Origin of the sequence: Nocardia fusca NBRC 14340 (genome assembly GCF_001618425.1) — a bacterium.
GTDB classification, from domain to species: Bacteria; Actinomycetota; Actinomycetes; order Mycobacteriales; family Mycobacteriaceae; genus Nocardia; species Nocardia fusca.
Genome location: NZ_BDCU01000016.1, coordinates 69738 through 95198 on the forward strand (window position 1 = coordinate 69738; position 25461 = coordinate 95198).

The following is a 25461-nucleotide window of genomic DNA, read 5'->3' on the forward strand; positions in this document are numbered from 1 at the left end:
ACTGAGGCCATCCTTCCCTATCACGCCGCACCGTTGCTACTCGGCCGGAGGTTGTTCTCGGCAAATATGCCGACGCCTTTGTACCGGGTCGTCATCAATTGCCACACCCAGGTGGCCTGGACACAGCCGTCCAGGTCGGCGAGATGGGTCCGGACCGGCCCCGCCAGGCCGCTGTCGGTGATACCGGGTTCGGCGCAGCGCGCCGTGAGCGCGGCGTGCAACCCGCGGAACTCGGTGAGCCGGTCGCGGATCACGCCGGCGGCGGCGTGCACGGCATCGGCCAGCGTCGCCTGCGGGTCGTTCAGGAAGCACACCGGTATCAGATTGAAATCGGAGCGGTCGACTATGCACTCCTTCTCGAAGGAGAACATATCGTTCATCAGGGCACCGATCTCTGCCGTCAGCACCTGTAATCGGTGCACATCGTCCGCGAGCCCCGCCGCGGCCAATCGCTCCCGGTCGAGGTAGCTGTCCCGCCCGAATTCGCACAGGGCGATGGCCGGGAACATGCCCGACACCTGGGCCCGGAGATCGATGTATTCGTCCGTGGCCAGCAGGTCACGGCGGGACCGAGCGTTCTGGTCCCGGATCGCGGTGCGCAGATGCTCGACGGTCGACTCCAGGAACAGATCGAGCCACTGCTGATCCGCGTCCTGAGCGTGCAGCCGGGAGAGGAACTCGACCGTCGCCGTTTCGATCGGCGAGGCGTCCTCCGGCGCGGTGCGCGATTCGAGCAGGCGGCACAGCCGGTCGAGTTCGGTTCGTGCCCGGTGTTGTTCACCTCTGGACAGATGCCCGAACTTCTCCCGGCCCACAGTATCGTTGAGCCAGAACAGGATCGCGTTGAACAGGCCGATGGTGGTCAACCGGTCCGCGCTGATCGGGCCCGGATGTAGATACGGCGTCATACTGTTGTAGTGCGCGCCGCCCGGCTCCAGCCAGATGCCCCGGGCGCGGCAATATTTCTCCACCTCCGCGCAGGATTGCGCGCCGAATTGACTCGGCCTGAATTCCCTGCTGTACTCTGCGATATCGCAGTCGGGCGTGCTGAACAGTTCCTGTAACGACCAGGGCCTGTCCGCGTGAACCCGAGTGTCTCGTTGCGCGCGCATATCCGCGATTCTCCGCTCGAGCGCCGGTGTGTATCGAGAAGCCACGACGACTCTCCTCCCGCATGATCCAAACCCTTCCAGCTTGGTACACAGCGGCGGTTGTGTCACCCCATCGGTCTTCCCGCACACAGGATCCCGCACAGCGCGGTCCCGCCGAGACGCGGGACCCGGCTCCTCCGCTAGCCTCGATAGACCTCGACATAGGCGTTGGTCGCCACCGCGACGACACCGGGACCCATTCCCGTACAACCCGTCGTGATGCGCTGACCCGTCGGCGTGAAGGGATAGCTGAGCGCCGCGTAGGGGCCGACGGCGTACAGCGGGAACGGTCCACTGGCGTAGAGGCCGACACAATCGACGTGCAGGACGTAGTTGCTGCCTCCGTCGGGTCCGCAGGTTGCCGACGCGCCGAACAGGTCTCGCTCGACGACGCAATCCTGCGGCGCCGCCGTCGCTGTGCCGGAACCGACGACCGCGACGAAGGCCAGGCCCGAAATACCGGCGGCGGCAACGCGTGCGGCGGCAAAAATCTTCTGTTTCATAAGGACTCCTCTCGAAAGAGCTTCGGCCGGGAACGGCTCCACGTTACTGCGGCGGGGATCCTGCACACTCCGCCGCGAGGTCGGGCAGCCTGTCGGGCGGCCGCTCTCGGCCGGGGGCGGCGGGTACGGCCGGCCGGTGACCACCCCGGGCGCCACCGCCCCCGGCGCTGTCACCGGATGCCGCCACCTGTACCGGATGGCCGTCGTCGTCGGTGAGGAACGACGCCAGTTCCCGTCCTTGTTCGGCGACCGCGGCACGTTCGGCTCGGGAGAGGCGGCGCAGCGGCGTGACGGTCAGGGCATCGGCACGGCAGGTCCAGGTCGCCGCGACCCGGCCGTCGACCAGCACGACCCGCTCGCCGGCGACCGAGAGGCCGCGGTGGGCATGGTCGATGATCCGGCTACGGTCGTGGTAGCCGAGGATCGCGTTGTCGAACGCGGGCAGGAACCGCACCGGGGCGGGGGTGTCCGGATCAGGGCGTGGTGCGTCCGGGAGGTCGAGGAGTTCGCGGCCCTGCTCGTCGCGGAAGGTGAGCAGCTCGTCGCGGGTCGCGGCCACCGCGGCGGGAAGCCCGGCGAGGCCGCACCATGCGCGCAGATCGGCCACCGCGGCGGGCCCGAACGCGGCGAGATAGCGCTGTACCAGCGCTTTTCCGACAGGATCGGTGCCGTCCGGGGCGGGTGGGTCGACCTCGCGCCCCAGCCAGGCGGCAAGGGGCACGGTGCGTGCGCCGGACGTGCGGCGCCACAACCCGCGCGGCGGCAGCTGCACCGTCGGGACGAGTGCGGCGATCACCAGTTCGCCGAGTGGCCGCGGCCCGGCGGCCGGCCAGCGTACGGCGAGTTCCCGGCCGAGTTCGGGCATGGTGCGGGATCGACCGTCGGCCAGCAGTTCTCCGGCCGCGGTCGCCAGTTCATCGAGGTCCACTCCGGTGAGCTCGCGGCGGTAGACCCCGATCACCTTCTGGCGCAGCATGGTGTCGTGGCGGGCCCGCCACGCCAGCGCGTCGGCAGCGGTGACCAGATGAACCGTGCGGCGCATGAGCTGGGTACGCACCACCTGCCGTGTCGTGAGCAGCTCATCGAGGTGCGCCGGATCGAAGGCACGTAGCCGCGACCACAGCCCGACGAAGGGTTCCTGCGGTTCCTGGGCCTGTAATCCGCACAGATGTGCGACAGCATCGGACACCGGCAGATCGGCACGGTCCAGCAGGAACTGCCGGGCGAGAGTGGCCCGGTTGAGTGCGCGGGCGGACAGGACGGTCATCGGGTCAGGCCGCCGCTCGCTCGGCGGCCGGACGCCACCGTAACGCGGGGAGTTCGACGGCGGGTGGTACGTACGCCACATCGAGCGGGCCGAGATCCGTACCGGGCGCGACGATGCGATCTATCCGGTCGAGCACCTCGTCGTCGAGGGTGACCGCGGCACCGGCCAACAGATCGTCGAGCTGCGCCGGGGTGCGCGGGCCGATGATCGCGGAGGTGATCTCGGGATGGGTGACGGCGAACGCCATCGCCGAATGGGCCGGGGAGAGGCCGGCTTCGGCGGCCGGCGGGACGAGTTCTTCCACGGCATCCAGTTTGCGCTCTTCCGAGATACCGCCGGGTCCGTACACGTCGGCGGTATCGACGAAGTCGATCCCCGCGTCCAGTGCGCGATGGACGATCCGGACGGATTGGGCACGGTCGAAATTTTCCGCCGGACCGAACATCATGGTGCCGAGGCAGTAGGGGCCGACCTGTATTCCGGTGCGACCGAGGGGGCGCGTTCTCATCGTGGCGGTGTCCTGTCGGTGTCGTTTCCTGGGCATGGCGGACAGCGATGGGCCACCGGCGCGGATGCCCCGGTGGCCCACCGGATCACCCGTTGTATTCGCTGACGACGTCGAGGACCCAGACGACACCGAAACGGTCCTGCAGCATCCCGTAGACGGGCGCCCAGCCCGCCGGGCCCAGCGGGACGACCACTGTCGCCCCCGCGGTGAGCTTTTCCCAATACCCGGTGACTTCTTCGACCGTCTCACCGCGCACAGAGACGAAGAACGCGTTCTTGCCGGGGTCGTGGGCGATCGACGAGGGAACGTCGTAGGCCATCACGTGGAACCCGTTGTCGGCCTGCACCTGGCCCCACGAGATCTGTTCGGCCTCGGCCTCCGCGGTGACGCTGCCGGCGTCTTTGTGGGTGACGGCGGCGAGGTGACCGCCGAACACCGACTGATAGAACTCCAGCGCCGCGCGGGCGTCGCCGCGGAAGTTCAGGTGAGTGGTGGTGGTGAGGGACACGGTTGCTCCTGATTCGGCTCGGTGGCTTACCGGAGCAACATTCGCAGGGGTAGTGGACAGGATGTGTCCTCTACTTCGGCGAGAATGAAAAAATGCCGAAAACCTCCGCCCGGCTGCTGGCGCTGCTGTCCCTGTTGCAGGCACGCCGGGACTGGCCGGGAACGCAGTTGGCCGAACGGCTGGAGGTCAGTGCGCGGACCGTACGCCGCGATGTCGACCGTCTGCGCGAACTGGGCTATCCCATCGTCACCACCAAGGGCCCGGACGGCGGATACCGGCTCGGCGCCGGCAGCCGGCTCCCCCCGCTGCTGTTCGACGACGAGCAGGCCGTCGCCCTCACCGTCGCACTGCAGCTCGCCACCAACGCGGGCGCCGGCATCGAAGAATCCGCGGCGCGCGCGCTGAACACGATCCGCCAGGTGCTGCCCGCGCACCTACGCCACCGCATCGACGCCCTCCGGATCACCACCGTCGCACCACCGGCGAGTCGGCCCGCGCCGGAGGTGCGCACCGCCGTACTCACCACTCTGGGCACCGCCGTCCACCACAGCGAAGTGCTGCGCTTCGACTACACCGCCACCTCACCACAGACCCGTGACGACCAGGCGCCGATCCCGCCCCGCCGGGTGGAGCCCCACCATCTCGTCAGCTGGAGTGGACGCTGGTACCTCGTCGCCTGGGACCTCGACCGCGCCGACTGGCGGACCTTCCGGGCCGACCGGATCGACCCGCGCACCCCCACCGGCCCGCGCTTCACTCCGCGCGCACTCCCGCCGACGGGCGATATCGCGACCTTCCTGATCAGCAGATTCCGCGGCACGGACGCGACCGGCGACTGGCCCTGCCGCGGCGAGGTGATCCTGCACCTCGCCGCGGCCGACGTGGCACCGTACCTGCACGACGGGGTAGTGGAGGCACTGAGCCCCGACCGGTGCCGGGTCGCCGTCGGCTCGTGGTCGTGGACGGCGCTCGCCGGCGACCTGGGCAGGTTCGACGCCGATATCGAGGTCCTGGGCCCACCCGAACTCACCGCCGCGTTCGCCCGGCTGGCCCACCGCTACACCGGAGCGGCGAACAGCGGATCCAGCGCGTGCTCGACCCCGGCACCTGCACGGGAAGGCGAACCATGAGGTCGTCCGACCGCGCTCCGTGAACGCTGGGCCCCGGGGTATCGGCCACCGCCGCGAACAGCGTCGGTAGCGCACCGTCGTCGCTCTGCGCCGGCAGGCCGGCCACGGCGTTCTGCACGCGGTGACGCACCCGCGGCCGGCTGGCCGTCGGGTTTCAGCAGGTTCTCGGCGAACTCGTGGACATCGCGGCCGAACAGTTCCCGCGCGGAGCCCGGCCCACCTGGACTCTCCCGGCCCCGCTGCCGCGGGCAGGCGCGGGCCTGTCAGAAGCCGCCGCCATCGAAACCACCGCCATCGAAACCGCCCCCATCGTCGTGACCGCCGTCGCCGCCGCCCGGTCCGCCGTAACCCTGATCGCCGGCGGCGAGTCCGTCCGCATAGCCCTCCCCGAAGCCCTGTTCGAAACCTTCGGCGCCGTAACCCACGCCGGCCATCCCCGAGAACAGCGAGGTGAACAGCAGGGCCGAGCCGACTCCCCAGACACCGGCGACCATCGCCGGTTTCCACCAGGGCTCGGAATACCAGCCGGCGGGGACAGGACGGCCCGCGACGCGCCCGCCCGGGTAGTAGTTCGGCGTCCCGGCCGAAGGACGCGGAGACGCGGCGATCCGGCGATTGTCGAAGTCGATCACCCGATCTTCGCTGACCTCACCCGCGGTGGCCTGCCCCGCCAATTCGGGTACGGCGGGGCCGGGATCCATCTCCATGGCGATCCGCGCGGCCCGGATGTAGTAGAGCCCCTCGACCGCGGTCTGTTTCGCCAGCCGGGCCTGAACCGGGGTTCTGGCCTGGTCGACCTGCGAACCCGCCGCGGTGTGGCGTTCCGCGGCGTCGGCGAGTGCTTGCTGCGCGGCCGGGTTGCTGCCGGACAGGTGGTAGATCTGACCGCCGAGGCGCTCGTTGACCTGGCGGGCCTCGGCGAGCGCATCGGCCAATTCGGTCGCCGCGCGCAGACTGTTCTGCCGGGACCGCCACACCAGGATCGACGCCACCAGCACGACCGCCACCGCGATCAGTAGCCACTCCATGGTCACGCACTCCTCTTGTCGGCGGAGTACCGTGCCGACCAGCGTACTCGCCGGACAGCAGCCCACGACCCGCACGGACGGACGGTCCAGCGGGGACCGAGCGGGGCGGGATCCGGGGATCTTTACGAGGGGTTCACCCGCTGTGTCGGCCCGGGCAGGGCGTGGTGTGCGGAGAACGCCGCAGCAAGTAAGGATAGGGTAACCTTTTTAGAGACGATCTTGGTGTGCCGGACGCCGCGGCAGGCCATCCACTGAAACGAGGGGGTTCCCGATGACCGCCGGCCAGACACTCGACCGCGCCGAAAACGCTTCCGGCAGAGACCAGGACCTGGCCATCGATATCGGCCTGCTGATGCTGCGGCTGGCTTTCGGGCTGCTGTTCGCCGCCCACGGCGCACAGAAGCTGTTCGGCTGGTTCGGCGGCGAGGGACTCGCGGCCAACAATGCCGGGTTCGAGCAGATGGGCTTCGACCCCGGCGCCTTGTTCGGCACCCTGGCCGGGCTCAGCGAACTCGCCGGCGGGCTACTGCTGGCCTGCGGAGCATTCACTCCCCTGGGGGCAGCGATGGTATTGGGCACCGGGATCGTCATCATCCATACCGGATTCGGCAAGGGGCTTCTCGGCGGCTACGAGATGGGCCTGCTCTTCGCGGTGGTCGCGGCAGCGGTCGCGTTCACCGGGCCCGGCCGGCTGTCCGTGGACGCGGGCCGCCCCTGGGCGCGCACCGGGCCGGCCTGGGGCGTGATCTCGGTGGCCCTCGCCGTGGTGGCCGCGGTGATCACTCTGGTTTTCAAGGCAGTGCTGTAACCCGTGGACGGTTCGCGCTGAATTCGACCGCACCCGACGGGAAGATCAGGTGCGACTCCCGGAGAAGACGCGGCGTCACGGCGATTCGGAGCGAATCGTCACAACACCTGCCGCACAGACGATCTCGAATGCACAACGTGGCGGGAAAGCTCAAAAGTTGATCTAGATTGCGGTCCTCTTCGTTGCTAGGCTGTTGCTGCCGACGAGGACGGTCACATCCACTCGGCGGCACGAACCCAGTTGGTACCAGGAGCCTTTCACCACGCGTCGCCGTCCGGCGATCCGTCACCCATTATTCGGCAACGTGTCCGAAAGGCGTCCTATCGAGGAAGAAGGCCGCGGAGATTTCGAGACGAGAATGCTCCGCCGGTCCAGGAGTTTCCACATGAATCTGGACGACGCACTACGTGAGGGCATGGCCGTGGACGGTGCGATCGGTATCGCACTCGTCGATGCGGGCAGCGGAATGCTGCTGGCGAAACAGGGTGGCAGTTCCGTTTTCGATCTCGATGTCGCCGGCGCGGTGAACACCGAGGTCCTGCGCGCGAAGCTGCGCGCGATCGAGGCATTGCAATTGAACGACTCCGTCCAGGACATCCTCGTTTCCCTCGACGCCCAGTACCACATCATCATGCCGCTGGCGCGCCACGCCGAAGAGCAACTCTTCCTCTATCTGGCGCTGGACCGCTCCCGTGCCAACCTGGCTCTCGCCCGCCACCAGCTCCGTCGCGTCGAACAAGCGATCAGACTATGAACAGCGGGCCCGGACGCCGGGATGTGCTGCTCAGCGACCCCGCGATCGTGGGCCGTCTGTTGCAGCAGGCGTGCGACGAGATCGACGGCATCGAGCACGCCATCATGACCAGCCGCGACGGTCTCCTCATCGCCGCGAACAAGGAATCCACTGGCGACGACACCGCCGATACCCTCGCGGACCGCGCCTCGGCGATGGCCGCGGCCGGTGCGGGAATCGGTGACCATTTCACTCAACTGGTATCCCACGGCCGGCTCCAGGGTTCCATATTCGAGGCCGAACAGGGCTGCGTGGGCGTATTCCCGATCAGCACCACCCTGCTGCTCGTCGTGACCAGCCGGACCTCGGTCAGCATGGGCCGTTTCAGTGTTGCCGCCAAACGGACATTGCAGTTACTGCAATCCCCCGACCCCTGACCCGGGTGCGATGACAGGTTGCCGCCATCGTCGGTGCCGAGGATGTCCACGTCGTCGTACGGCGGGCGCCCGACGGGCCGGGCAGGTGGACGGGCAGAATATGCCCGGTGAGCGCAACCTTGCAGGCCAGCGGTCTGTCGGCCGGACACGCCGAACGCACCCTGTTCGCCGACCTCGATTTCACCCTCGCACCCGGCGACGTGGTCGGCCTGGTCGGCGTCAACGGTGCCGGTAAATCGACGCTGTTGCGCATACTCGCCGACGGCGCCCCGGACGAGGGCACGATCACCCTGAGCCCGCCGGATGCCACCGTCGGCTACCTGGCGCAGGAACCCGAACGGATCGACGGCGAGACCGTGCTCGGGTTCCTGGCTCGCCGCACCGGCGTCGCGCATGCCCAGCGGGACATGGACACGGCCGCCGAACGACTCGGCGAGGGCGGCGCCGACGACTACTCCCCCGCCCTCGAACGCTGGCTCGCGCTCGGCGGAGCCGACCTCGACCAGCGCGCCGGGGAGATCGCCGCCGAACTCGGGCTCACCGGCAACCTCGCGGGCGGATTGGATACGCCGATGACCGGTCTGTCCGGCGGGCAGGCGGCCCGCGCCGGTCTCGCCTCGGTACTGCTGTCGCGCTTCGATATCCTGCTGCTCGACGAACCCACCAACGACCTCGATCTGGACGGTCTCGAACGCCTCGAACGTTTCGTCACCGGGGTCCGGACCCCGCTCATGATCATCAGCCACGACCGGGAATTCCTGACCCGCACCGTGAACAGCGTGCTCGAACTCGATCTCGCCCAGCAGCAGATCGGCTTCTACGACGGCGGCTACGACGTCTACCTGGCGGAGCGCGAGATCGCGCGCCGGCATGCCCGCGAATCCTACGACGAATACGCGGCCACCCGGGCCGGACTGGAAGCCCGGGCACAGATGCAACGCAACTGGCTGGAACACGGTGTGCGCAACGCACGCCGTAAGAGCAAGAACGACTCCGACAAGGCCGGTCGCAAAACCCGCGCCGAATCCACCGAGAAGCAAGCCGCCAAGGCCCGCCAGACGCAACGGCGTATCGAACGGCTCGACGTGGTGGAGGAACCGCGCAAGGAGTGGGAGCTGCGGATGACGATCGCGACCGCGCCGCGCAGCGGTACCGTCGTCGCGACGGCCGGGGCTGCCACCGTCACGCGCGGAGAATTTACGCTCGGGCCGGTGACCACCCGGATCGACTGGGCCGACCGCATCGTCGTCTCCGGCGCGAACGGCTCCGGCAAATCCACTCTGCTGGCCCTGTTGCTCGGCAAGATCGCCCCCGAAACAGGCACCGCGGCACTGGGTTCCGGCGTGCGGATCGGCGAGGTCGACCAGGCACGCGGCCTGTTCCGCGGGGAGGCCACTCTCGCGGCCACCTTCGGCGCGGCAATGCCCGACCTGCCGGATGCCGAGGTGCGCACCCTGCTCGCCAAGTTCGGTCTGCGCGGCCCGCACGTCAACCGCGCCTGCGACACCCTGTCCCCCGGCGAGCGCACCCGGGCCGCACTGGCACTGCTCCAGGCCCGCGGCGTGAACCTGCTCGTCCTGGACGAGCCGACCAACCATCTCGATCTGCCCGCCATCGAGCAGCTCGAGCAGGCCGTCGACTCTTTCACCGGCACACTCCTGCTGGTGACGCACGACCGGCGGATGCTGGACTCGGTGCGCGCGACCCGGCGCTGGCACCTGGCCGACGGGCAGCTCATCGAGGAGTAGGTGGGTGCCGAGGGCAGCCCCGGCACCGTCCTCGGCGTCGTACGGTTCGTCGGTCAGTCCGGACAGGGCCTCCCCCGACGCGAACGCGGCCGGCTCGTCGCCGACCGATTCGTGCGTCTTCTCCTCGGGGACGCGGCCGAACCAAACCCCGGGAGCAGCGGTTTTTCGTGCGGCCCGATGGTGGATATCGCGGATCCGGGCCGATGCCGCAGACTGACCGGTAATGGAACTGCCCGCACTCCCCGACCTACCGATTCGTGACGTTCTCGATCATATCGTCGAGACGTTGACCGAACGCGGGACCGCCGTGCTGGTCGCGCCGCCGGGGACCGGGAAGACGACCCTGGTGCCCTTGGCGCTGGCGCAGCGCGCCACCGGGCGGGTGGTCGTGGCCGAGCCGCGACGGTTGGCGGCTCGGGCCGCGGCCGGGCGGATGGCCGCGCTGCTGGGCGAGCAGGTGGGTGAGACCGTCGGCTACTCGGTCCGAGGGGATCGACGAGTAGGGCGGCAGACCCGCATCGAGATCGTCACGTCCGGATTGCTGGTACGCCGGCTACAGGACGATCCCGAATTGACGGGGGTCGAGGTCGTCGTACTCGACGAGTGTCACGAACGGCATCTCGACGCGGATCTGCTGCTGGCGCTGCTGCTGGACGCCCGGGCCGGATTGCGACCGGAGCTGCGGGTGCTCGCGACCTCGGCGACCGTTGCCGCCGAACGCCTGTCGACGCTGCTCGACGGGAACCCCGCGGCGCCGGTCGTGCAGGTCCGGGGTCGCACCCATCCGGTGGATACGACATATCTTCCGTCGTTACCACGGGAGCGGATCGACGCACACGTCGCGCGCGCCACCCGGTCCGCGCTCGCCGCGACCGTGGGCGATGTCCTGGTCTTCCTCCCCGGAGCGGCCGAAATACGCAGGGTGACAGCATTGCTGGCCGGCCTCGACGATGTCGATATCGTGCCGTTGCACGGCAGACTCTCCGCAACGGCGCAGGACACGGCGTTACGGCCCGGGCTCCGGCGGCGGGTGGTGCTGGCCACCGCGGTGGCGGAGTCGAGTCTGACGGTGCCGGGAGTGCGGGCGGTGGTGGATTCGGGACTCGCCCGGGTGCCGCGCATCGATCGGGCCCGGGGGCTGTCCGGTCTCGCCACCGTACGGGTCTCGGCGGCAGTGGCCGAGCAGCGCGCCGGGCGGGCCGGGCGTGAGGCACCCGGGCGCGTATGGCGATGCTGGCCCGCATACGAGCACGGCACCCTGCCGGCCTTTCCGGAGCCGGAGATCCGGACAGCGGATCTGACGCGTTTGGCGCTGGAACTGACGTGCTGGGGCACAAGCGACGGACAGGGCCTCACCTGGTGGGACGCGCCGCCGGCCGGTGGATTGACAGCCGGCCGGGAGGTATTGCGCGCATTGGGGGCTGTCGGCACAGACGGTGCGGTGACCGACCGTGGCCGGCGCATGGCCCGGATCGGACTGCATCCCCGGCTGGCGCGGGCGTTGCTCGACGGCGCGGCCGTGGTCGGTCCGCGGGCGGCCGCGGAGGTCGTCACCGTCCTCGACGACGACACTCATCTGTCCGGTGTCGATCTCACGGCCGGCCTCCGGGCGCTGCGCCGCGAACGGCCGGCGCGCTGGCGGCGGGAGGTCGAACGGCTGGCCCGCTCGGTCGAGGGGCCGGAGGGGGACGACGATCCGGCTCTCATCGTCGCGCTGGCCCATCCGGAACGGCTGGCCCGGCGGCGCGGTGCGGGTTCGAGCAGTTATCTCATGGCCGGCGGTACCGCGGTGACGCTGCCGCCCGGAGCCGGAACAGGTGATGCCGAGTGGCTGGCGATCGGTGTCGCGACACGCGATCCCGGCCGGGCCGAGGGCGTCGTACGGTTGGCCGCGGTCGCCGATGAACAGCTGGCCCGCCGAGCCGCATCGAACCTGCTGACCACCGTCGACGAAATAGATTGGCTCGACGGTGAGGTGGTCGCGCGGCGTATCGAGCGCCTGGGTGCGATCACGTTGTCGGCCGGCGCGATATCCGACCCCGACCCCGAACTGCTCGGCGCGGCGATACGGCGCGGGCTGAACTCGACCGGTCTCGGTCTCCTGTCCTGGAATTCCGAGGCGATCGCCCTACGTCAGCGCCTCGACTTCCTGCACCGGACGCTCGGCGCCCCCTGGCCGGCGGTCGACGACGCGTCACTGCTCGCCGCCGCGGACACCTGGCTCGGCCCCGAACTCGCCGCCGCCCGCCGGCGCGCCGACCTCGAACGTATCGACGCCGGCCAGGCGCTGCGTCGCCTGCTGCCCTGGCCGGAGGCCGCCCGCATGGACGAGCTGGCTCCCGAACGGACAGAGGTCCCGTCCGGTAGCCGCCCCCGGCTCGACTACTCGGCCGACCCGCCGGTACTCGCGGTCAAGGTGCAGGAAGTCTTCGGCTGGACGGACACGCCACGCCTGGCCGACGGCCGGGTGCCCATCGTGCTGCATCTGCTCTCCCCCGCCCAGCGCCCGATCGCGGTGACCGCGGATCTCACCTCGTTCTGGCGGACCGGCTGGCCCGGGGTCCGCGCCGATCTACGCGGCCGCTACCCCAAACATGCCTGGCCGGAAGACCCGGCCACCGTGCCCGCCCACCGGGGCACCGCCCGCAATGCCGGGCGTGACCGGCCGGGATCTCCGCGCTGACCCCACGCTCCGGCCGCTTACACGGCCCGCCGGCCCTCGCTCTCCGGTGACGCCGCCGGCGGCGACCGGCCGAAGGCAGCGGGGTGATTGCGCCGTGATTGCCGGTACGCGCAGACTTGAGTCCGGGCAACGGTCCGGCTCAGCGCGCACCGGGAGGTCAGGGGTGACGATTCATCGCACACTCACGCTCATCGCAGCCGTGTTGCTCGCCGTGGCGGGCTGCGGTGACGATACCGGCCCCCGGACCGGTGACGCAGGAGCTCCGGCGGCGCCCACTCCGCCGCCGGAGTTCTGGTCGCAATCCGCCGCCACCCCGCAGCAGCATGCGGCCGTCGCCGAAGCGACCCGGCAGATCGACGTCTGCGCGCTGATCCCCCGCGACACCCTCGATGAGCTGGGACTCGGTGATATCCAGAGCGTTACCGTCGGCCTGTACTCGTGCCGGGCCGCTCTCGGTCCCGCTGCTGCGGGTGACGCCGCCACGCTCACCTGGCATTCGACCTTGCTGCCCACCCTCACCCCGAACCGCGGGCGCAGCGAACAACTCGGCGATGTGAGCACCCTGGTCGTCCCGGGCCGTGACGACGATCCACGCGCTTGCGGCGCCACCGGCCGCTTCCCGGCAGGCGCCGCGTTCTACCTCAGCGTCTCGGTTCCGGACCGCGATTCATGCGCGGTAGCCGACAGTTTGCTACCCGGTATGATCGAGCGCTGGCGGCAGTCACCGGCCCAGGGCACCTCACCCGATACCGTGCCCACGGTGCTGCTCGGCGCCGACCCGTGCGCGGTGCGCACGAAACTGATCGGCACCGCCGATACCGATGAGCGCCGGCTGACCCAATGCCTGTTCCGGTACCGCGACGAAACCGTCACGGTGGTCTACGACTACCGTGTTCCCGACCAGTTGCGGACCCGCAGCACCGAAGAGAAGATCGACGACCGCGTCGTATTCCGCACCACTTCGCTCTACGACAGCAGTATCCCGATCTACTCGACCGTTGTCGGTCCCGAATTGCCTTCCGGCAGTACTGCTTTCGTCTCCCGAATTCCGGTGGTCGAGGTCACCTCGGCCACCGATGACGTCGCCCGCGAGGTGATGTCGCGGGTTCTGACACTCTTCCCGCAGTGAGAGTCCCGGCGGCCCGGCCCTCGTACGCGCGCGTGCCGCTCCGGACCTACCGCGGCAGGAACTGATAGTCCAGGAGCCCGCATAGTCGGGGAGCCGGGGTCCGGCGGCGATCGAGCCCTGGGCCCCGGCCCAGGTACCGAGTTCGGTGAGCTTCGCGGCGAGATCCGCATTCAATTGCAGACGCCACCGGCACCGGCGAGATCTGCGCCCGGGCGCGGGTCCCCGCGGCCTGGGTGCACAACAGCCGCGGCGATACCGAGGTACCGGTCGTCGGCGGCGACCATGTCGGCGCCGGCCGGCTCGCCGCCGGCCATCTCATCGACGTACACCGGTGCGAGAAGCTGGTTTTCGTCGGCGGCTTCACCGCCGGGGACGTGCGCCACGGTGACCGCGAAACCGTCGCGCAGCGATTACGGGGCTTCACCGCCGCTCTCGGCGGCCACGGCCACGCCATCCGCACCGACCTGACCGCCGCCACTGCGTACACCGCGGTCGGCACCTATCTACGCGGATGCCCGGAGCCCCCGCAGGGCATGGCGTCGGAACCCAGCGCCCAATCCGCCGCCGCGATGCGCGCGGTCACCGACGCCGGACTGCGCATACCGGAGGATGTACGAATCGTCGGATTCGACGGCGCGACCGCCGACTACTTCGGGCAGATCACCCTCACTTCGGTGCGCCGGCCGGTCGACCTCATCACCCGTCGTGCGCTCGCCCGCCTGCTCGACCCGCCGGACGGCCGTGGCATGGAGCGATCCGGCCCGAAGGATGTCGCCCTCGGTGTCGGCGAATCGTGTGGGTGCCACCCCCTGCCGGCACACCTCGGCGCCCACTGAGAGCTGTCCGCCCCGAGCGGCACGAATCCGGCACGGCGACTACCCGACCGGTCCGTCCGCCGCACCGCGGTCGGCGCGGTGGTCTCGGTGCTCGGGGCCGGCCGCGCGGGACCGGGACGGACCGCCGGAGCACGGACGATCGCGGGCCACGTGGACACCGGTGCCGCGGCCCCCGGTGCGCGGAGCCAACCTCACCGCTGTTCATGATGCCCACGGCACCGGCCGTGGTGGCCGGAACCGGGCCGGTATGCCCGGAACCACCTGTCGGGCGCGGTTCACGGCTCGGGATCGCCCGGGCGAGGATCGGCCCCGGGGGGCTCGGCGCGCAACGCGGCGAGTGCGAGCCGGGCATAGCGACGCCAGATATCGGGATCCCGGATATCGAGATCGATCAGGGCGCGCGCCGCACCGGAGACCAGGACCTGGATATCCATTCCGGTGGCGTCGGCGCGCAGGCTGCCCTGCGCGCGCCCCAGCGCCAGGATCTGCTCCAGATGCTGTTCCAGGCGTTCGTCGCCGAGCCCTTCGACCCCGCTGAGCACCTCGATCATCAGCCGGTCCTCGGCCAGCCGGGTGGTGACCTGTTCCAGCAGCGCCTCGAGCGCGCGGTAGGCGTCGGTGCGCGCCGCCTCGGCGGCGTCGGTGGCGAGCTGGTGGAACCAGTCGAGGTGCATCCGCGCCAGCGCGCGCACCAGGTCGGATTTGGTCGGGTAACTGCGGTAGACGGTCGCCTTGCCCACGCCGGCGCGCGCGGCCACCTGCGGGATGGTGGCCCCGATTCCGTACTCGGTGAACACTTCGATCGCCGCGGTCAGCACGCGTTCGTGGTTCTGCCGGGCATCGGCCCGGCGCCCGGCCCAGCTCGCGGCGTCGTCGGTGTTCGTCGCGTCGCGCTCGGAAGTCGGCATGGTGGTCATCGTGCCGCCCGCACGCCCGCCGGATGCGACGGGTCGGATTGAGACCCACGTCTCATCGCGGGGGTCGAGGTGAGTTGCTCCACATCCGCCTCCCTGAAGTGGACCCTCGGGTCCGGTTGCTCCTACCCTCGAGCATAACCGGACTACATGGTCCACATAGTCACTTGGAGGAGCACGCATGGCGTGGCAGTTGTTCCGGCTCGGCCGGTGGTCGTTCGTCCACCGCAGGGTGGTAGCGGCCGTCTGGGTGGCGCTGCTCGCCGTCCTGGCGGTCGGGGCGGCGACATTGTCGGGGAAGACGAGCGAGAAGTTCGAGCTGCCCGGTATCGAGTCCACGCAGGCGTTCGAACTCATCGAGGAACGCAGTCCGCAGGCGAAACCCGACGGCGCGACCGCGCGGGTGGTATTCGAAGCGCCCGCGGGCCGGTCGCTGACCGAACCCGGCTACAGCTCGGCGATCACCGCGGCACTGCGCGGGCTGACCACCGAGAATGTGCAATCGGTGACGGATCCGGTCACCGGGGGCACCATCTCCGAGGACGGCCGGGTCGGCTACGCCGCCGTCAGTTACAGCAAGACATCCAACGAACTCCTCGATTCCGACCGGACCGCGCTGGAGAACGCCGCGCACACCGCACAGGACGCGGGGCTGCACGTCGCCGTCGGCGGTGACGCGCTCACCGAATTCGAGATGCCCCTCGCCGAGGTGATCGGCGTCGCGGTCGCGCTGGTGGTACTGGCGATCACCTTCGGATCGCTGGTGGCCGCGGGTATGCCGCTGCTGACCGCACTGGCCGGAGTCGGAATCGGGATGCTCGCCATCACCACGCTGACCGGATTCGTCGAGCTCAGCTCGGTGACACCGGCACTGGGCACCATGCTCGGACTGGCGGTCGGCATCGACTACGCGCTGTTCATCATGTCCCGGTACCAGAGCGAGGTCCGTGCGGGCCGCTCACTGGAGGAGGCCGCCGGCCGCGCGGTCGGTACCGCGGGCTCCGCGGTGGTCTTCGCCGGACTCACCGTCGTCATCGCCCTGGTCGGACTGGCCGTGTGCAATATCGGGTTCCTCACCCAGATGGGTCTGGGCGGCGCGTTCACCGTCGCGATCGCCGTGCTCATCTCGCTCACCCTGCTCCCGGCCATCCTCGGCTTCGCCGGCGACAAGGTCATGCGCGGACGCCCGCGCTACCTGGCGAAGGAAACCGGCGGCGCGGAGTTCCGCACCCACGGTCGCCGCTGGGTGGAGGGGATCTCCCGGCGTAAATGGCCCGCGCTGGCCGGCGGTATCGCTCTCGCCGCCGTGGCCGCCCTCCCGATGACGTCCATGCAGCTGGCGCTCCCCGACGACTCCAGCAAGCCCGCCGGGAGCGACGCCCGGGTGGCCTACGACCTGATCGCCGACAACTTCGGCGCCGGCGCCAACGGTCCGCTCGTCGTGGTCGTCGACACCGCGAACGCCCCCGACCCGGCCGCGGCCGTGCAGACGGCCACCGGCCACCTGCAGGCGCTGGCCGCGCGGGCGGGCTCGGATATCGCCACCGTCGTCCCGGCGGTCACCAGCGCCGCCCCGCAGGCCCAGCAGGCCTTCACCCAGCAACTCGCGACGGTCCGGTTCGCCACTCTCACGGTGATCCCCGCCTCCGGTCCCTCGGACCAGGCCACCAAGGATCTCGTCGCCGAGATCCGCGCCGCCGTCGCCGATCTGCCCGCCGAGACCGGCGCCCGCGCACTGGTCACCGGGCAAACCGCGGTCGGGGTCGATATCGCCGACAAACTGACCCAGGTGTTCCCGATCTACCTCGCCGTGGTGGTGGGGCTGGCGATCTTCCTGCTGATCGCGGTGTTCCGCTCGATCTGGGTACCGATCAAGGCGGCGCTGGGCTTCCTGCTCTCGGTCGGCGTCTCGCTCGGCGCCACCGTCGCGGTCTTCCAATGGGGCCGGCTGAACCAGCTCATCGGCCTCGACAGCACCGGGCCGGTCCTGTTCATCCTGCCGATCCTGTTGACCGGCATCCTGTTCGGTCTCGCCATGGACTACGAGGTGTTCCTGGTCAGCCGGATGCGCGAGGCCTACGTCCACGGAGCTCCGGCCCGCCGCGCCGTGCTCGAGGGGTTCACCCACAGTGCCCGCGTGGTGGTCGCCGCCGCGATCATCATGGTCGGCGTCTTCGCCGGGTTCGCGCTCACCGACGATGTCATCCTCAAGACCATCGGTTTCGCGCTCGCGGTCGGCGTGCTCGCCGATGCCTTCCTGGTGCGCATGCTCATCGTGCCCGCGTTCATGTTGATCGTGGGCGAGCGGATCTGGTGGATGCCGAAGTGGCTGGCCCCGCTCGTGCCCACCTTCGATATCGAGGGCGAGAAACTCACCGAACGGCTCGACGGCTCCTCCGGTGCGCCCACCGAGGAACGGGTGCTGGCCGCCCACTGATCCGGCCCGGCCGCGCCGATCCATTGCCCGATCGGCCGGATCGGTCTGCTCGCCGCAGTGTTCCGGTGCTGCCGCGGTCGCCTCGGACGAGGCGACCGCGGTCCGGGCACGTTCCGGACCCCGGCGATCCCCGACCCCCGCAACTCGCCGAGTACCTCCGGCTGCGCTCGGCCGAGACCGGGCGCTTTCGACACCGCGGTGATGCTGCGCTCGGATGCAGGGATACGCCGAGCAGCGGCGGGCAAAGGCAGAGCGTGGCGCGAGGATTAGGACTCGCCTACGCCGGTGGATTTCTCGACGCGCGAGACCGACCGGCCGGCGCCCGCAGGCCTGGCTCCGTCCTCGATTCGCCGGGCCGGGCACCGCGGTTCGGCTTGACCTGGAGTGCGCTCCAACTTCTAGCCTGTGGTCATGCGATTCGCGTTCAAGACCTCACCGCAGGACACCACCTGGGCCGATATGCTGGCCGTCTGGCGGGCCGCCGACGATATCGAGATCTACGAATCCGGATGGACCTTCGACCACTTCTATCCGATCTTCTCCGATTCCACCGGGCCGTGCCTGGAGGGCTGGACCACGCTGACCGCGCTGGCCCAGGCCACCGAACGCCTGCGGCTCGGCACCATGGTGACCGGCGTGCACTACCGGCATCCTGCGGTGCTGGCCAATATGGCCGCCTCGCTCGACATCATCTCCGGCGGTCGTCTCGAACTCGGGATCGGCGCCGGCTGGAACGAGGAGGAGTCCGGCGCCTACGGCATCCCGCTCGGCACGATCACCGAGCGCATGGACCGGTTCGAGGAGGCCTGCCAGGTACTCATCGGACTGCTGAGCCGGGAAACCACCGATTTCGACGGCACGTTCTATCAGCTCACCGGCGCCCGCAACGAACCCAAGGGCCCGCAGCGCCCGCATCCGCCGATCTGCATCGGCGGCAACGGTGAGAAGCGCACCCTCCGGATCACCGCCCGCTACGCCCAGCACTGGAATTTCGTCAACGGCACCACCGAGGAATTCGCGCGCAAACGCGATGTCCTGGCGGCGCACTGCGCCGATATCGGCCGCGATCCGAAGGAGATCCTGCTCTCGGCGCAGCGACGGCTCGACCCGGGCCTCGGCTACGGAGAGCTGATCGAGTGGGCGGCCGCGCTGGGTGCCGAAGGGCTGGATCTCGCGATCGTCTACCTGCCGCCGCCGCACGATCCGGCGGTGCTGGAGCCGCTGGCCGAGGCCATCCGGGATTCCGGGCTCGCGTCGTGAACCGGCCCCGGACGGCTCACCCCCGTATCTGCTGAACAGTTGTGCGTCGTGGGGGCGAGCCTGCGGACGCGCTCAGGTGGTGCGGGCGATGACCTGCTCGGCGAACCGGGACAGGTTGGCGATCTTGGTGTCCAGGCTCTCGGTGTCCTGCTCGCGGGTGTAGGGGTTGCGGAAGCCGACGATCACATCGGTGACACCCTTGTCCTCCAGACGCTTCACGCCGTCCACGGTGAAACCGTCCAGCGAGATGACATGGACCTCGAAATCGTCACGCGTTCCGTATTCCGCGCGCAACGCGTCGAGTTCGGCGAGCAGCCGGTCCAGTTCCGCCGGATCGCCGCCGGCGTGCATCCAACCGTCACCGTGCCGGGCGGCCCGGCGCAGCGCGGGACGGCTGTGCCCGCCGATGAGCAACGGAATCGGCGCGGTGGGTACCGGCGCGATCTTGATCGGCGGCAGGTCGTAGAACTCACCGTGGAATTCGAAATAGCCACCGGCGGTGAGCCCGCGGACGATCTCGAGACATTCGTCCATGCGCTTACCGCGCTTGTCGAACGGCACGTCGAAGATCTCGAAATCGTCGGGCCACGGGCTGATCCCGACACCCAGCCCGAGCCGGTTGCCGCTCAGCGCCGCCACCGACGCCGCCTGCTTGGCCACCAGCACCGGTGGGCGGATCGGCAGCTTCAGGACGAACGGGGTGAACCGCAGGGTGGTGGTGGCCGCGGCCAGGGCTGCGGCGAGGACGAAGGTCTCGACGAAGGGCTTGTCCTCCAGGAAATCCCGGCTGCCGTCGGGGGTGTAGGGATAGCTGGCATCGGAATCGCGCGGATAGGCGATGCTGTCGGCCAGCACCATCGAGGTGTACCCGGCCGCCTCGGCGGCCTGCGCCAAGGGGATGTAGTAGGACGGGTCGGTCATGGTCTCGGCGTAGGTGAACCGCATAATCGGCCTTTCTGCTGATCGGTCGGGTGAAGTAGAACACGTGCTAGTTTTTCGCGATGGCAAAACTGATCATCGCGCTGCACGGCACCGGCCTCGGCGCCCGGCTGGCCGCGCCGGAACTCCGGAACGCCCTGGCCACCGCGGGGGCGACGGCCGTCGCGCTGAACCTCGACGACGCCGATGTGGCACCCGCGATGATGCGCTTCGGCCCCGCCGCACGGATCACCGCGCTGGTCTCGGTATGGACCGACGGCGACCCCGCCGCCGCTGTCGACGTGGTGTCCGACGCGGCCGAGGAACCCGCCCCGCACGCTTATCGGGTCCGCGAACACATCCGCCTGGACCCGCTGCCGGTACCCGACGGCACCCGCAGCGACGCCCTGGCCAATATCGCGCTGCTCCGCCGGCCCGAGTCGATGCCCCGGGCGCAATACCTGCGGTACTGGCTGGTCCACCACACCCCGATCGCGATCCGCACCCAGAACACCGTGGCCTATATCCAGAACGTCGTCGAGGAGGCACTCACCCCGTCGGCACCGGATATCGCGGCCGTCGTCGAGGAACATTTCCCCATGGCGGCGATGACCGACCCGCACGCGTTCTACGGCAGCGGTGGTGACAAAACCGAACTCGACCGCCGGATCACCGAACTGATGGCCAGCGTCGCCCGCTTCGGCGCGGACACCGGGCTGGATCTGGTGCCCACCAGCCGCTATCACTGGAACCTCTGAGAACACGGCTCGGCGGCGGCCGTCGGCGCTGTAGTGGCATCCGTGAGCGCGAGCCGGTGGCCGCCGACCGCGAGGGTGTCGACGGCTCCGGCCGTGGGAGCCCGGCTCGGGGCGCGGACGGAAAGCCCCTACCCGCCGGGGCGGTGCCGGGGCGGCCCGCTCACCCGCCTTGCAGATCACCCGAGTGAAGAATCGGCAACCTCGCGAGTTCCCGGCCCGCGGCGTGTGGGTCACGCACGAAGTTGGTCGTGGTCGGCGACGAAGGCGAGGAAACGCGGAATGATCTGTCCCGGATTCGCCCACAGCAGATCGTGTCCCACGCCGGGGTAGATACCGGTTTCGGCCGCCGGCATGTGCGTGCGAGCGCGAGCCGCCCCGCGTTCGGGATCGCTGACGACCGTTTCGGCGCCGAAGAGCACCAGAGCGGGGACGGTGATCGCGGCCAGCTGTTCGTCTGTGAAGGGGCGATCCCAGGGCATCGCTGCCCGGAATTTCCGGATCGCGGTGGCGAGTTCGAACTCCTCGTCGGTCATCTCGTAACCCGGCATCAGCCACCGGTTGAACTTGCGCATCCGCTCGGGCGTCGGCCGCGCCCCCGCCATGATGAACTTGAACAGCAGACCAGGGCGTGGCTTGGCGAAGGTCGCAGCGCTCGGCTCCAACATGGTCAGGCTCGCCAGGCGATCGCAACGGTGCACCGCGATCGCGCCGGCCAGCCAGGCCCCCAAGGAGTTCCCGGCCAGATGGACGCGATCTTCCCCCAGCCCGTCGAGCACGTCGGCCATCCACTGCGCGATATCGCCGGTGTCGCGCAGTGGTGCGGTCTGCACGCAGCATCCGGCCCAGCCGATGACGTCCGGTGTGTACACGACGCGGTCGCGCGCCAGCTCCTCGACGAACCGGAACCACACCTGGCCATTGCCCCCGATACCCGGCAGCAGCACGATCGGTGCGCCGTCCCCCGCGCCGGACTTGCGTACCCGTGTCGTTCCGAAAGCTGTTTCGACGTCGATATTCGTCGACGGCACCGGCCACTTCGCGGCCACAGCGTCGTAGGCGCGCAGAAAGGCAGTCTTCGCTTCCGCACTGGTGAATTGCCCGATCCTCGGCATGATCTCCCTCTCCCGGCTTTTGATATGAACATACCATAAAAATGGTATGGGTATACCATCAAAGCTTCGGGGCAAACCGACCCGAGGGAAGGCGAGGACTCGTGCCACGATTGGTCGACCACGAAGCGCGCCGGCGGGAAATCACCGATGCGGTCCGCCGCGTGATCGTGTCCGGGGGTCTGACCGCGGTCACTTTCCAGACAGTCGCCGCCGAAGCCGGTATCTCGGTCCGGCTGGTGCAGTACTACTTCGGCACCAAGAAGGAATTCCTCCTGGCCACCCATCAGTCGGTGATGTACGACGCCGGCACCCGCTTCGCCCAGCGAATGGCAACGCACTCCGGGGACACCTCACCCCGCCAGATCATCCGCATGGTGCTGATCGAACTGCTCCCCCTGGACGAACAGCGCCGACAGGAGGCCATCGTGCTGGGAGCCTTCAACACCGCAGCGATCGCCGGACAAGGCATCACCGCCGACGAAACGTTGACAGCGCCCCGCGCCCTGGTCACGATCATCGCCGACCAACTCGGCAAGGCCGGGCGCGCCGGCAGGCCCCCCGAACGCGCCGAACTGGATGCCGAACTCATCCTCGCGACCATCGCAGGGATCGCCCAAGGAATGCTGCCCGGCCACTACACCGCCCGGACCGCGGTCGAACTCGTCGACCGTCTCCTCGATCTCACCTTCGCACCGACATCCGGTATCGAACCGGATACCCGGGCGCCGGGAACTACTTGACCCACGCGCCCGAAGGGCGAGAACCGCTCTCGGACTCGATCGGTCAGCGCGCACAACAGTGCCGCATCGGCCATCACCGAGCGATCACCTGCGCAGCCGGGGAGGGAACCGGTGACCTCGTTTCGCCGGTGCGTGTCCGGGCACGGTAACCGAACCCGTCCCGGCGGTTCAGCGAATTGTGCCCGCCCCCGCGATGAGCGGTAGATCGAGGGGCGTGACCCAGCCGGGCGGCAGTTCGTTGACGGCCGGGACGGCGTTGAGGGCGCGCATACCGGTGGCCAGGCAGCCCGCGATCGCCGGGGTGCGGCCCGAACCATCGGTGAAACGGAACGAGGTCTCCTGCGAAATCGACGGGCTGCCGACGATATCCACGCGATAGACGTCGTCGCGGGTGCCCGACGGCCAGTCCGGCGCGGCATCGTGACCGATCCGGTTGACGTGTTCGAGGGTGATCACCTCGCGGCCGCGGTGGATACCGTTGATGGTGAACCGGATGGCCGCGACCGTGCCCGCCCGGACGGCGCCCTTCGCCGACGGGCGGTCCACGGGGGTGACCCACTTGTCCCACGTCGTGGTGATGCGGTCCAGCTGTATCCCCGCGGCCTCGGCGATCATCGGCACGGTCGGGCCCCACGCCATGATCAGCAGATCGGGATGTTCGAGCAGGGCGGTGAATTCCGGGGGTTTGCCGATACCCATCTCGAATTCGTAGTCGCCCTCGTAATCGGTGTAGTCCAGCAACTCCGAGGCCCGCACCGACTGCACCTCACCGCACAGGCCCATCAGGGTCATCGGGAACAGGTCGTTGGCGAATCCCGGATCGATACCCGTGGTGAAACAGGAGGCTCCGCCCACCAGGCAGGCCTCGGTGATCGGGTCCCGCCAGGCGCGGGGTGTCTTGTCCATCGCCGGCCAGACCCAGGGCGTCATGGCGGTGGAACACACATCTATTCCGGCGCGCAGGAATGCTTCGATCACCCGGATGTTCTCGTCGGCGAACTGGGCGGTGGGGCCGTAGTGCACCACCGCGTGGGGTCGCAGGGCGATCAATTCGCCGATCGAATCCGTCGCCACCGTCCCGGTTTCCGGGGCGCCGCACAGGTCGCCGGCGTCGAGGCCGACCTTCGCCGGGTTGCTCACGCCGACCCCGGCCAGCTCGAATCGCGGGTGGCGCAGGATCTCGGCCAGCACCATCGATCCGACGGTGCCGGTCCCCCACAGCACGATCCGCTTCTTGTCCTCGGTCACGGTTGCTCCTCACCCGGTCAACGATGGAATTCGCCACAGTCCACGGTCAGCATCTGCCCGGTGACCGCGCTGGCCAGATCGCTGGCGAGGAAGAGTGCCGCGCGGGCGACTTCTTCCGGTCCGGCGAGGCGCAACAGGTCCGTGGGCGCGGCCTTCTCGCGGTAGATATCGTCGTGGCTCACTCCGGCCTGCGTGGCCAGCCAGTCGAAGTACGCCTTGTTGATGTCCTCGTACACGTACGACGGTGCGACGCTGTTGACCCTGATACCGCGCGGACCCAATTCCGTCGCCAGCGACGAGGCGAGATGCGCCAGTGCGCCTTTCGACAATTTGTACCCGGAGTACTCGGGTTGTGAACTGTAGGACACGCACGAGTTGAGCATGATGATCGAGCCCCGGGTCGCCGCGAGCGCGTCCGCGAACAGCGCCGACAGACGCAACGGCGCGAAGACGTTCGTCTCGTTGGCGGCGCGCAGCGCGGCGAGATCGATCCCGGTGATCGGGTCCATGGGCGGGATGGCGAAGGCATTGTTGATCAGGCAGTCGACCCGGCCGAATTCGGCCTGTACCCGCTCGGCCAGACCGGCCCGCTGCTCCTCGTCGGTGATATCGGCCGGGACCGGCACCACCGTCGCGCCGTCCGCCCGGATCTTCTCGGCCAGCCGCTCGAGCTTGCGCTCGGTTCGACTGACCAGCACGAGGTGGGCACCCATGGCAGCGGCCTCTACGGCGAGCGCGGTGCCCAGACCTGGACCGACGCCGGAGATCACGACGACTCTGTCCTGTAGCAGGGGTACCGGCCGATAGGCCCGATCGGCGGTGGCGGGGTCAGCGGACACGCCTGCTCCTCCCAGTACACAGCGGTTACACAGTGTAACGACTTTGTTGTGACAGACTGTAACGACTCCTGCTCCTGTGAACAAGGACCGATTCTGTGACCGCACGCCATCGTCTGGGCCCGCACCGCGACCCCGCCGTGGACCGGGCGGTACTCGAGGCCGCCCGCGATCTGCTGGTCGAGCGGGGTTACACCGCGACCTCCATCGATGCGATCGCCACCCGGGCGGGCGTCAGCCGGCCGGCGATCTACCGGCGCTGGCCGTCCAAGGCACACCTGATCGCCAAGGCCGTGTTCCCCGATGTCGGCACGGCGGAGGTCGCCCCCGACCTGGTCACCGAGGTGCGCAAGGTGATCCGGGGGACGATCCAGTTGTTCGGCTCGGCCGAAGCCCGCGCGGCCATGCCCGGCCTCATGTCCGATATGCGCGCGGATCCGAGCCTGTACGAGAAACTCTCGGCCCGGCTGGATACGCCGACCCGGCAGGAGCTGGCGGACTATCTGGCGGCGGGCCGCACCGCCGCCGGCCCCGTGGCGGATGCGAACACCCTGCTGGACACCATCGCGGGGGCGGCCCTGTTCGCCATGTGTATCCGCGATATCGACAATCTGGACGGTTTCGCCGCGGCGCTGGAAGACCTACTGCTCCACGGGATCGCCGGACGACGCGACGACGCCGCCCGATCCGGCGATCACGGTGGAGCGGAGAGCTGAGGCCTGCGACGGCCGGTCGGTCACCCCGCCGGACGGCGGGTCGTGAGCCGACG

At 69.3% G+C, this 25461-nt stretch carries 24 protein-coding genes; 13 read left to right on the forward strand and 11 right to left on the reverse strand.

All coding sequences use genetic code 11. The features are described from left to right. Nucleotides 1-20: 20 nt before the first annotated feature. The 5 genes from NF4_RS05320 to NF4_RS05340 all read right to left on the reverse strand — a co-directional run bounded on the left by NF4_RS05320 (nt 21) and on the right by NF4_RS05340 (nt 3937). On the reverse strand, nt 21-971 hold the full coding sequence (locus NF4_RS05320; RefSeq protein WP_232330326.1) for a terpene synthase family protein: 951 nt from the start codon (nt 969-971) through the stop codon (nt 21-23). Nucleotides 972-1291: 320 nt separating this feature from the next. After that, the gene (locus NF4_RS05325) at nt 1292-1654 is read right to left on the reverse strand and encodes a hypothetical protein (RefSeq protein ID WP_063126179.1); all 363 of its coding nucleotides are present in this window, start codon (nt 1652-1654) and stop codon (nt 1292-1294) included. Nucleotides 1655-1697: 43 nt separating this feature from the next. Next, the gene (locus tag NF4_RS05330; RefSeq protein WP_084532869.1) at nt 1698-2921 is read right to left on the reverse strand and encodes a winged helix DNA-binding domain-containing protein; all 1224 of its coding nucleotides are present in this window, start codon (nt 2919-2921) and stop codon (nt 1698-1700) included. Nucleotides 2922-2925: 4 nt separating this feature from the next. Then, nucleotides 2926-3429: an aldo/keto reductase gene (locus tag NF4_RS05335; RefSeq protein ID WP_084532870.1), complete on the reverse strand. Its 504-nt coding sequence runs from the start codon at nt 3427-3429 to the stop codon at nt 2926-2928. Between the two features lie 85 nt (nt 3430-3514). After that, on the reverse strand, nt 3515-3937 hold the full coding sequence (locus NF4_RS05340; protein ID WP_063126181.1) for a VOC family protein: 423 nt from the start codon (nt 3935-3937) through the stop codon (nt 3515-3517). Nucleotides 3938-4029: 92 nt separating this feature from the next. On the opposite strand from NF4_RS05340, the gene NF4_RS05345 reads away from it, so the two are divergent. Beyond that, the gene (locus tag NF4_RS05345; RefSeq protein WP_063126182.1) at nt 4030-5067 is read left to right on the forward strand and encodes a helix-turn-helix transcriptional regulator; all 1038 of its coding nucleotides are present in this window, start codon (nt 4030-4032) and stop codon (nt 5065-5067) included. 263 nt (nt 5068-5330) lie between these two features. Here the strand turns inward: NF4_RS05345 and NF4_RS05350 are convergent, their stop codons facing one another. Then, entirely contained in the window at nt 5331-6095 is a 765-nt protein-coding gene (locus NF4_RS05350) for a hypothetical protein (protein WP_063126183.1), read from the reverse strand. A gap of 271 nt (nt 6096-6366) precedes the next feature. Between NF4_RS05350 and NF4_RS05355 the strand changes: the two genes are divergently transcribed. The 7 genes from NF4_RS05355 (at nt 6367) to NF4_RS05385 (ending at nt 14469) form a co-directional block, all read left to right on the forward strand. Next, on the forward strand, nt 6367-6903 hold the full coding sequence (locus NF4_RS05355) for a DoxX family protein (protein WP_063126184.1): 537 nt from the start codon (nt 6367-6369) through the stop codon (nt 6901-6903). Nucleotides 6904-7288: 385 nt separating this feature from the next. After that, nucleotides 7289-7657, forward strand: coding sequence for a hypothetical protein (locus tag NF4_RS05360; protein ID WP_063126185.1), 369 nt, complete (start codon nt 7289-7291; stop codon nt 7655-7657). Further along, nucleotides 7654-8073, forward strand: coding sequence for a roadblock/LC7 domain-containing protein (locus NF4_RS05365; RefSeq protein WP_063126186.1), 420 nt, complete (start codon nt 7654-7656; stop codon nt 8071-8073). The genes NF4_RS05360 and NF4_RS05365 overlap by 4 nt, the downstream gene beginning before the upstream one ends. Before the next feature lie 161 nt (nt 8074-8234). Further along, nucleotides 8235-9821, forward strand: coding sequence for an ABC-F family ATP-binding cassette domain-containing protein (locus NF4_RS05370; RefSeq protein ID WP_439956740.1), 1587 nt, complete (start codon nt 8235-8237; stop codon nt 9819-9821). A 223-nt stretch (nt 9822-10044) separates the two neighbouring features. After that, entirely contained in the window at nt 10045-12504 is a 2460-nt protein-coding gene (hrpB, locus tag NF4_RS05375) for an ATP-dependent helicase HrpB (RefSeq protein ID WP_063126188.1), read from the forward strand. A 163-nt stretch (nt 12505-12667) separates the two neighbouring features. Further along, nucleotides 12668-13633 (forward strand): peptidase, encoded by a 966-nt coding sequence (locus NF4_RS05380; protein WP_157120002.1) that lies wholly within the window; start codon nt 12668-12670, stop codon nt 13631-13633. Nucleotides 13634-13866: 233 nt separating this feature from the next. Next, a complete protein-coding gene (locus NF4_RS05385) occupies nt 13867-14469 on the forward strand; it encodes a substrate-binding domain-containing protein (protein ID WP_063126189.1) in 603 nt (200 codons plus the stop codon). 275 nt (nt 14470-14744) lie between these two features. On the opposite strand, the gene NF4_RS05390 is transcribed toward NF4_RS05385, so the two are convergent. Next, nucleotides 14745-15377: a TetR/AcrR family transcriptional regulator gene (locus NF4_RS05390; RefSeq protein WP_198165225.1), complete on the reverse strand. Its 633-nt coding sequence runs from the start codon at nt 15375-15377 to the stop codon at nt 14745-14747. Nucleotides 15378-15564: 187 nt separating this feature from the next. Between NF4_RS05390 and NF4_RS05395 the strand changes: the two genes are divergently transcribed. Both NF4_RS05395 and NF4_RS05400 read left to right on the forward strand, forming a co-directional pair. Then, the gene (locus tag NF4_RS05395; protein WP_063126191.1) at nt 15565-17820 is read left to right on the forward strand and encodes an MMPL family transporter; all 2256 of its coding nucleotides are present in this window, start codon (nt 15565-15567) and stop codon (nt 17818-17820) included. A 411-nt stretch (nt 17821-18231) separates the two neighbouring features. Next, nucleotides 18232-19080: an LLM class F420-dependent oxidoreductase gene (locus NF4_RS05400; RefSeq protein ID WP_063126364.1), complete on the forward strand. Its 849-nt coding sequence runs from the start codon at nt 18232-18234 to the stop codon at nt 19078-19080. Between the two features lie 72 nt (nt 19081-19152). On the opposite strand, the gene NF4_RS05405 is transcribed toward NF4_RS05400, so the two are convergent. Continuing rightward, nucleotides 19153-20025 carry a TIGR03619 family F420-dependent LLM class oxidoreductase gene (locus NF4_RS05405; protein WP_063126192.1) on the reverse strand — a complete coding sequence of 291 codons (873 nt, stop codon included), beginning with the start codon at nt 20023-20025 and terminating at the stop codon, nt 19153-19155. 56 nt (nt 20026-20081) lie between these two features. Between NF4_RS05405 and NF4_RS05410 the strand changes: the two genes are divergently transcribed. Next, the gene (locus NF4_RS05410; RefSeq protein ID WP_063126193.1) at nt 20082-20756 is read left to right on the forward strand and encodes an EthD domain-containing protein; all 675 of its coding nucleotides are present in this window, start codon (nt 20082-20084) and stop codon (nt 20754-20756) included. 230 nt (nt 20757-20986) lie between these two features. Here NF4_RS05410 and NF4_RS05415 read toward each other — a convergent pair whose 3' ends face one another. Beyond that, on the reverse strand, nt 20987-21868 hold the full coding sequence (locus NF4_RS05415) for an alpha/beta fold hydrolase (protein ID WP_063126194.1): 882 nt from the start codon (nt 21866-21868) through the stop codon (nt 20987-20989). A gap of 101 nt (nt 21869-21969) precedes the next feature. On the opposite strand from NF4_RS05415, the gene NF4_RS05420 reads away from it, so the two are divergent. Then, nucleotides 21970-22608 (forward strand): TetR/AcrR family transcriptional regulator, encoded by a 639-nt coding sequence (locus NF4_RS05420; RefSeq protein WP_063126195.1) that lies wholly within the window; start codon nt 21970-21972, stop codon nt 22606-22608. A gap of 168 nt (nt 22609-22776) precedes the next feature. Here NF4_RS05420 and NF4_RS05425 read toward each other — a convergent pair whose 3' ends face one another. Next, complete coding sequence (locus NF4_RS05425) at nt 22777-23802, reverse strand: NAD(P)H-dependent amine dehydrogenase family protein (RefSeq protein WP_063126365.1); 1026 nt, start codon at nt 23800-23802, stop codon at nt 22777-22779. A gap of 71 nt (nt 23803-23873) precedes the next feature. After that, entirely contained in the window at nt 23874-24695 is an 822-nt protein-coding gene (locus NF4_RS05430; RefSeq protein WP_198165226.1) for an SDR family oxidoreductase, read from the reverse strand. A 95-nt stretch (nt 24696-24790) separates the two neighbouring features. On the opposite strand from NF4_RS05430, the gene NF4_RS05435 reads away from it, so the two are divergent. Beyond that, nucleotides 24791-25408 carry a TetR/AcrR family transcriptional regulator gene (locus NF4_RS05435; RefSeq protein WP_063126196.1) on the forward strand — a complete coding sequence of 206 codons (618 nt, stop codon included), beginning with the start codon at nt 24791-24793 and terminating at the stop codon, nt 25406-25408. The last annotated feature ends 53 nt before the right edge of the window (nt 25409-25461 follow it).

What these genes read in the sequence shown, in the direction of transcription:
- NF4_RS05325 (WP_063126179.1), bottom strand. Translation starts at nt 1,654, where the DNA reads ATGAAACAGAAGATTTTTGCCGCCGCACGCGTTGCCGCCGCCGGTATT.
- NF4_RS05330 (WP_084532869.1), bottom strand. Translation starts at nt 2,921, where the DNA reads ATGACCGTCCTGTCCGCCCGCGCACTCAACCGGGCCACTCTCGCCCGG.
- NF4_RS05335 (WP_084532870.1), bottom strand. Translation starts at nt 3,429, where the DNA reads ATGAGAACGCGCCCCCTCGGTCGCACCGGAATACAGGTCGGCCCCTAC.
- NF4_RS05345 (WP_063126182.1), top strand. Translation starts at nt 4,030, where the DNA reads ATGCCGAAAACCTCCGCCCGGCTGCTGGCGCTGCTGTCCCTGTTGCAG.
- NF4_RS05350 (WP_063126183.1), bottom strand. Translation starts at nt 6,095, where the DNA reads ATGGAGTGGCTACTGATCGCGGTGGCGGTCGTGCTGGTGGCGTCGATC.
- NF4_RS05355 (WP_063126184.1), top strand. Translation starts at nt 6,367, where the DNA reads ATGACCGCCGGCCAGACACTCGACCGCGCCGAAAACGCTTCCGGCAGA.
- NF4_RS05360 (WP_063126185.1), top strand. Translation starts at nt 7,289, where the DNA reads ATGAATCTGGACGACGCACTACGTGAGGGCATGGCCGTGGACGGTGCG.
- NF4_RS05365 (WP_063126186.1), top strand. Translation starts at nt 7,654, where the DNA reads ATGAACAGCGGGCCCGGACGCCGGGATGTGCTGCTCAGCGACCCCGCG.
- hrpB (WP_063126188.1), top strand. Translation starts at nt 10,045, where the DNA reads ATGGAACTGCCCGCACTCCCCGACCTACCGATTCGTGACGTTCTCGAT.
- NF4_RS05390 (WP_198165225.1), bottom strand. Translation starts at nt 15,377, where the DNA reads ATGCCGACTTCCGAGCGCGACGCGACGAACACCGACGACGCCGCGAGC.
- NF4_RS05395 (WP_063126191.1), top strand. Translation starts at nt 15,565, where the DNA reads ATGGCGTGGCAGTTGTTCCGGCTCGGCCGGTGGTCGTTCGTCCACCGC.
- NF4_RS05400 (WP_063126364.1), top strand. Translation starts at nt 18,232, where the DNA reads ATGCGATTCGCGTTCAAGACCTCACCGCAGGACACCACCTGGGCCGAT.
- NF4_RS05405 (WP_063126192.1), bottom strand. Translation starts at nt 20,025, where the DNA reads ATGCGGTTCACCTACGCCGAGACCATGACCGACCCGTCCTACTACATC.
- NF4_RS05410 (WP_063126193.1), top strand. Translation starts at nt 20,082, where the DNA reads ATGGCAAAACTGATCATCGCGCTGCACGGCACCGGCCTCGGCGCCCGG.
- NF4_RS05415 (WP_063126194.1), bottom strand. Translation starts at nt 21,868, where the DNA reads ATGCCGAGGATCGGGCAATTCACCAGTGCGGAAGCGAAGACTGCCTTT.
- NF4_RS05425 (WP_063126365.1), bottom strand. Translation starts at nt 23,802, where the DNA reads ATGGTGCTGGCCGAGATCCTGCGCCACCCGCGATTCGAGCTGGCCGGG.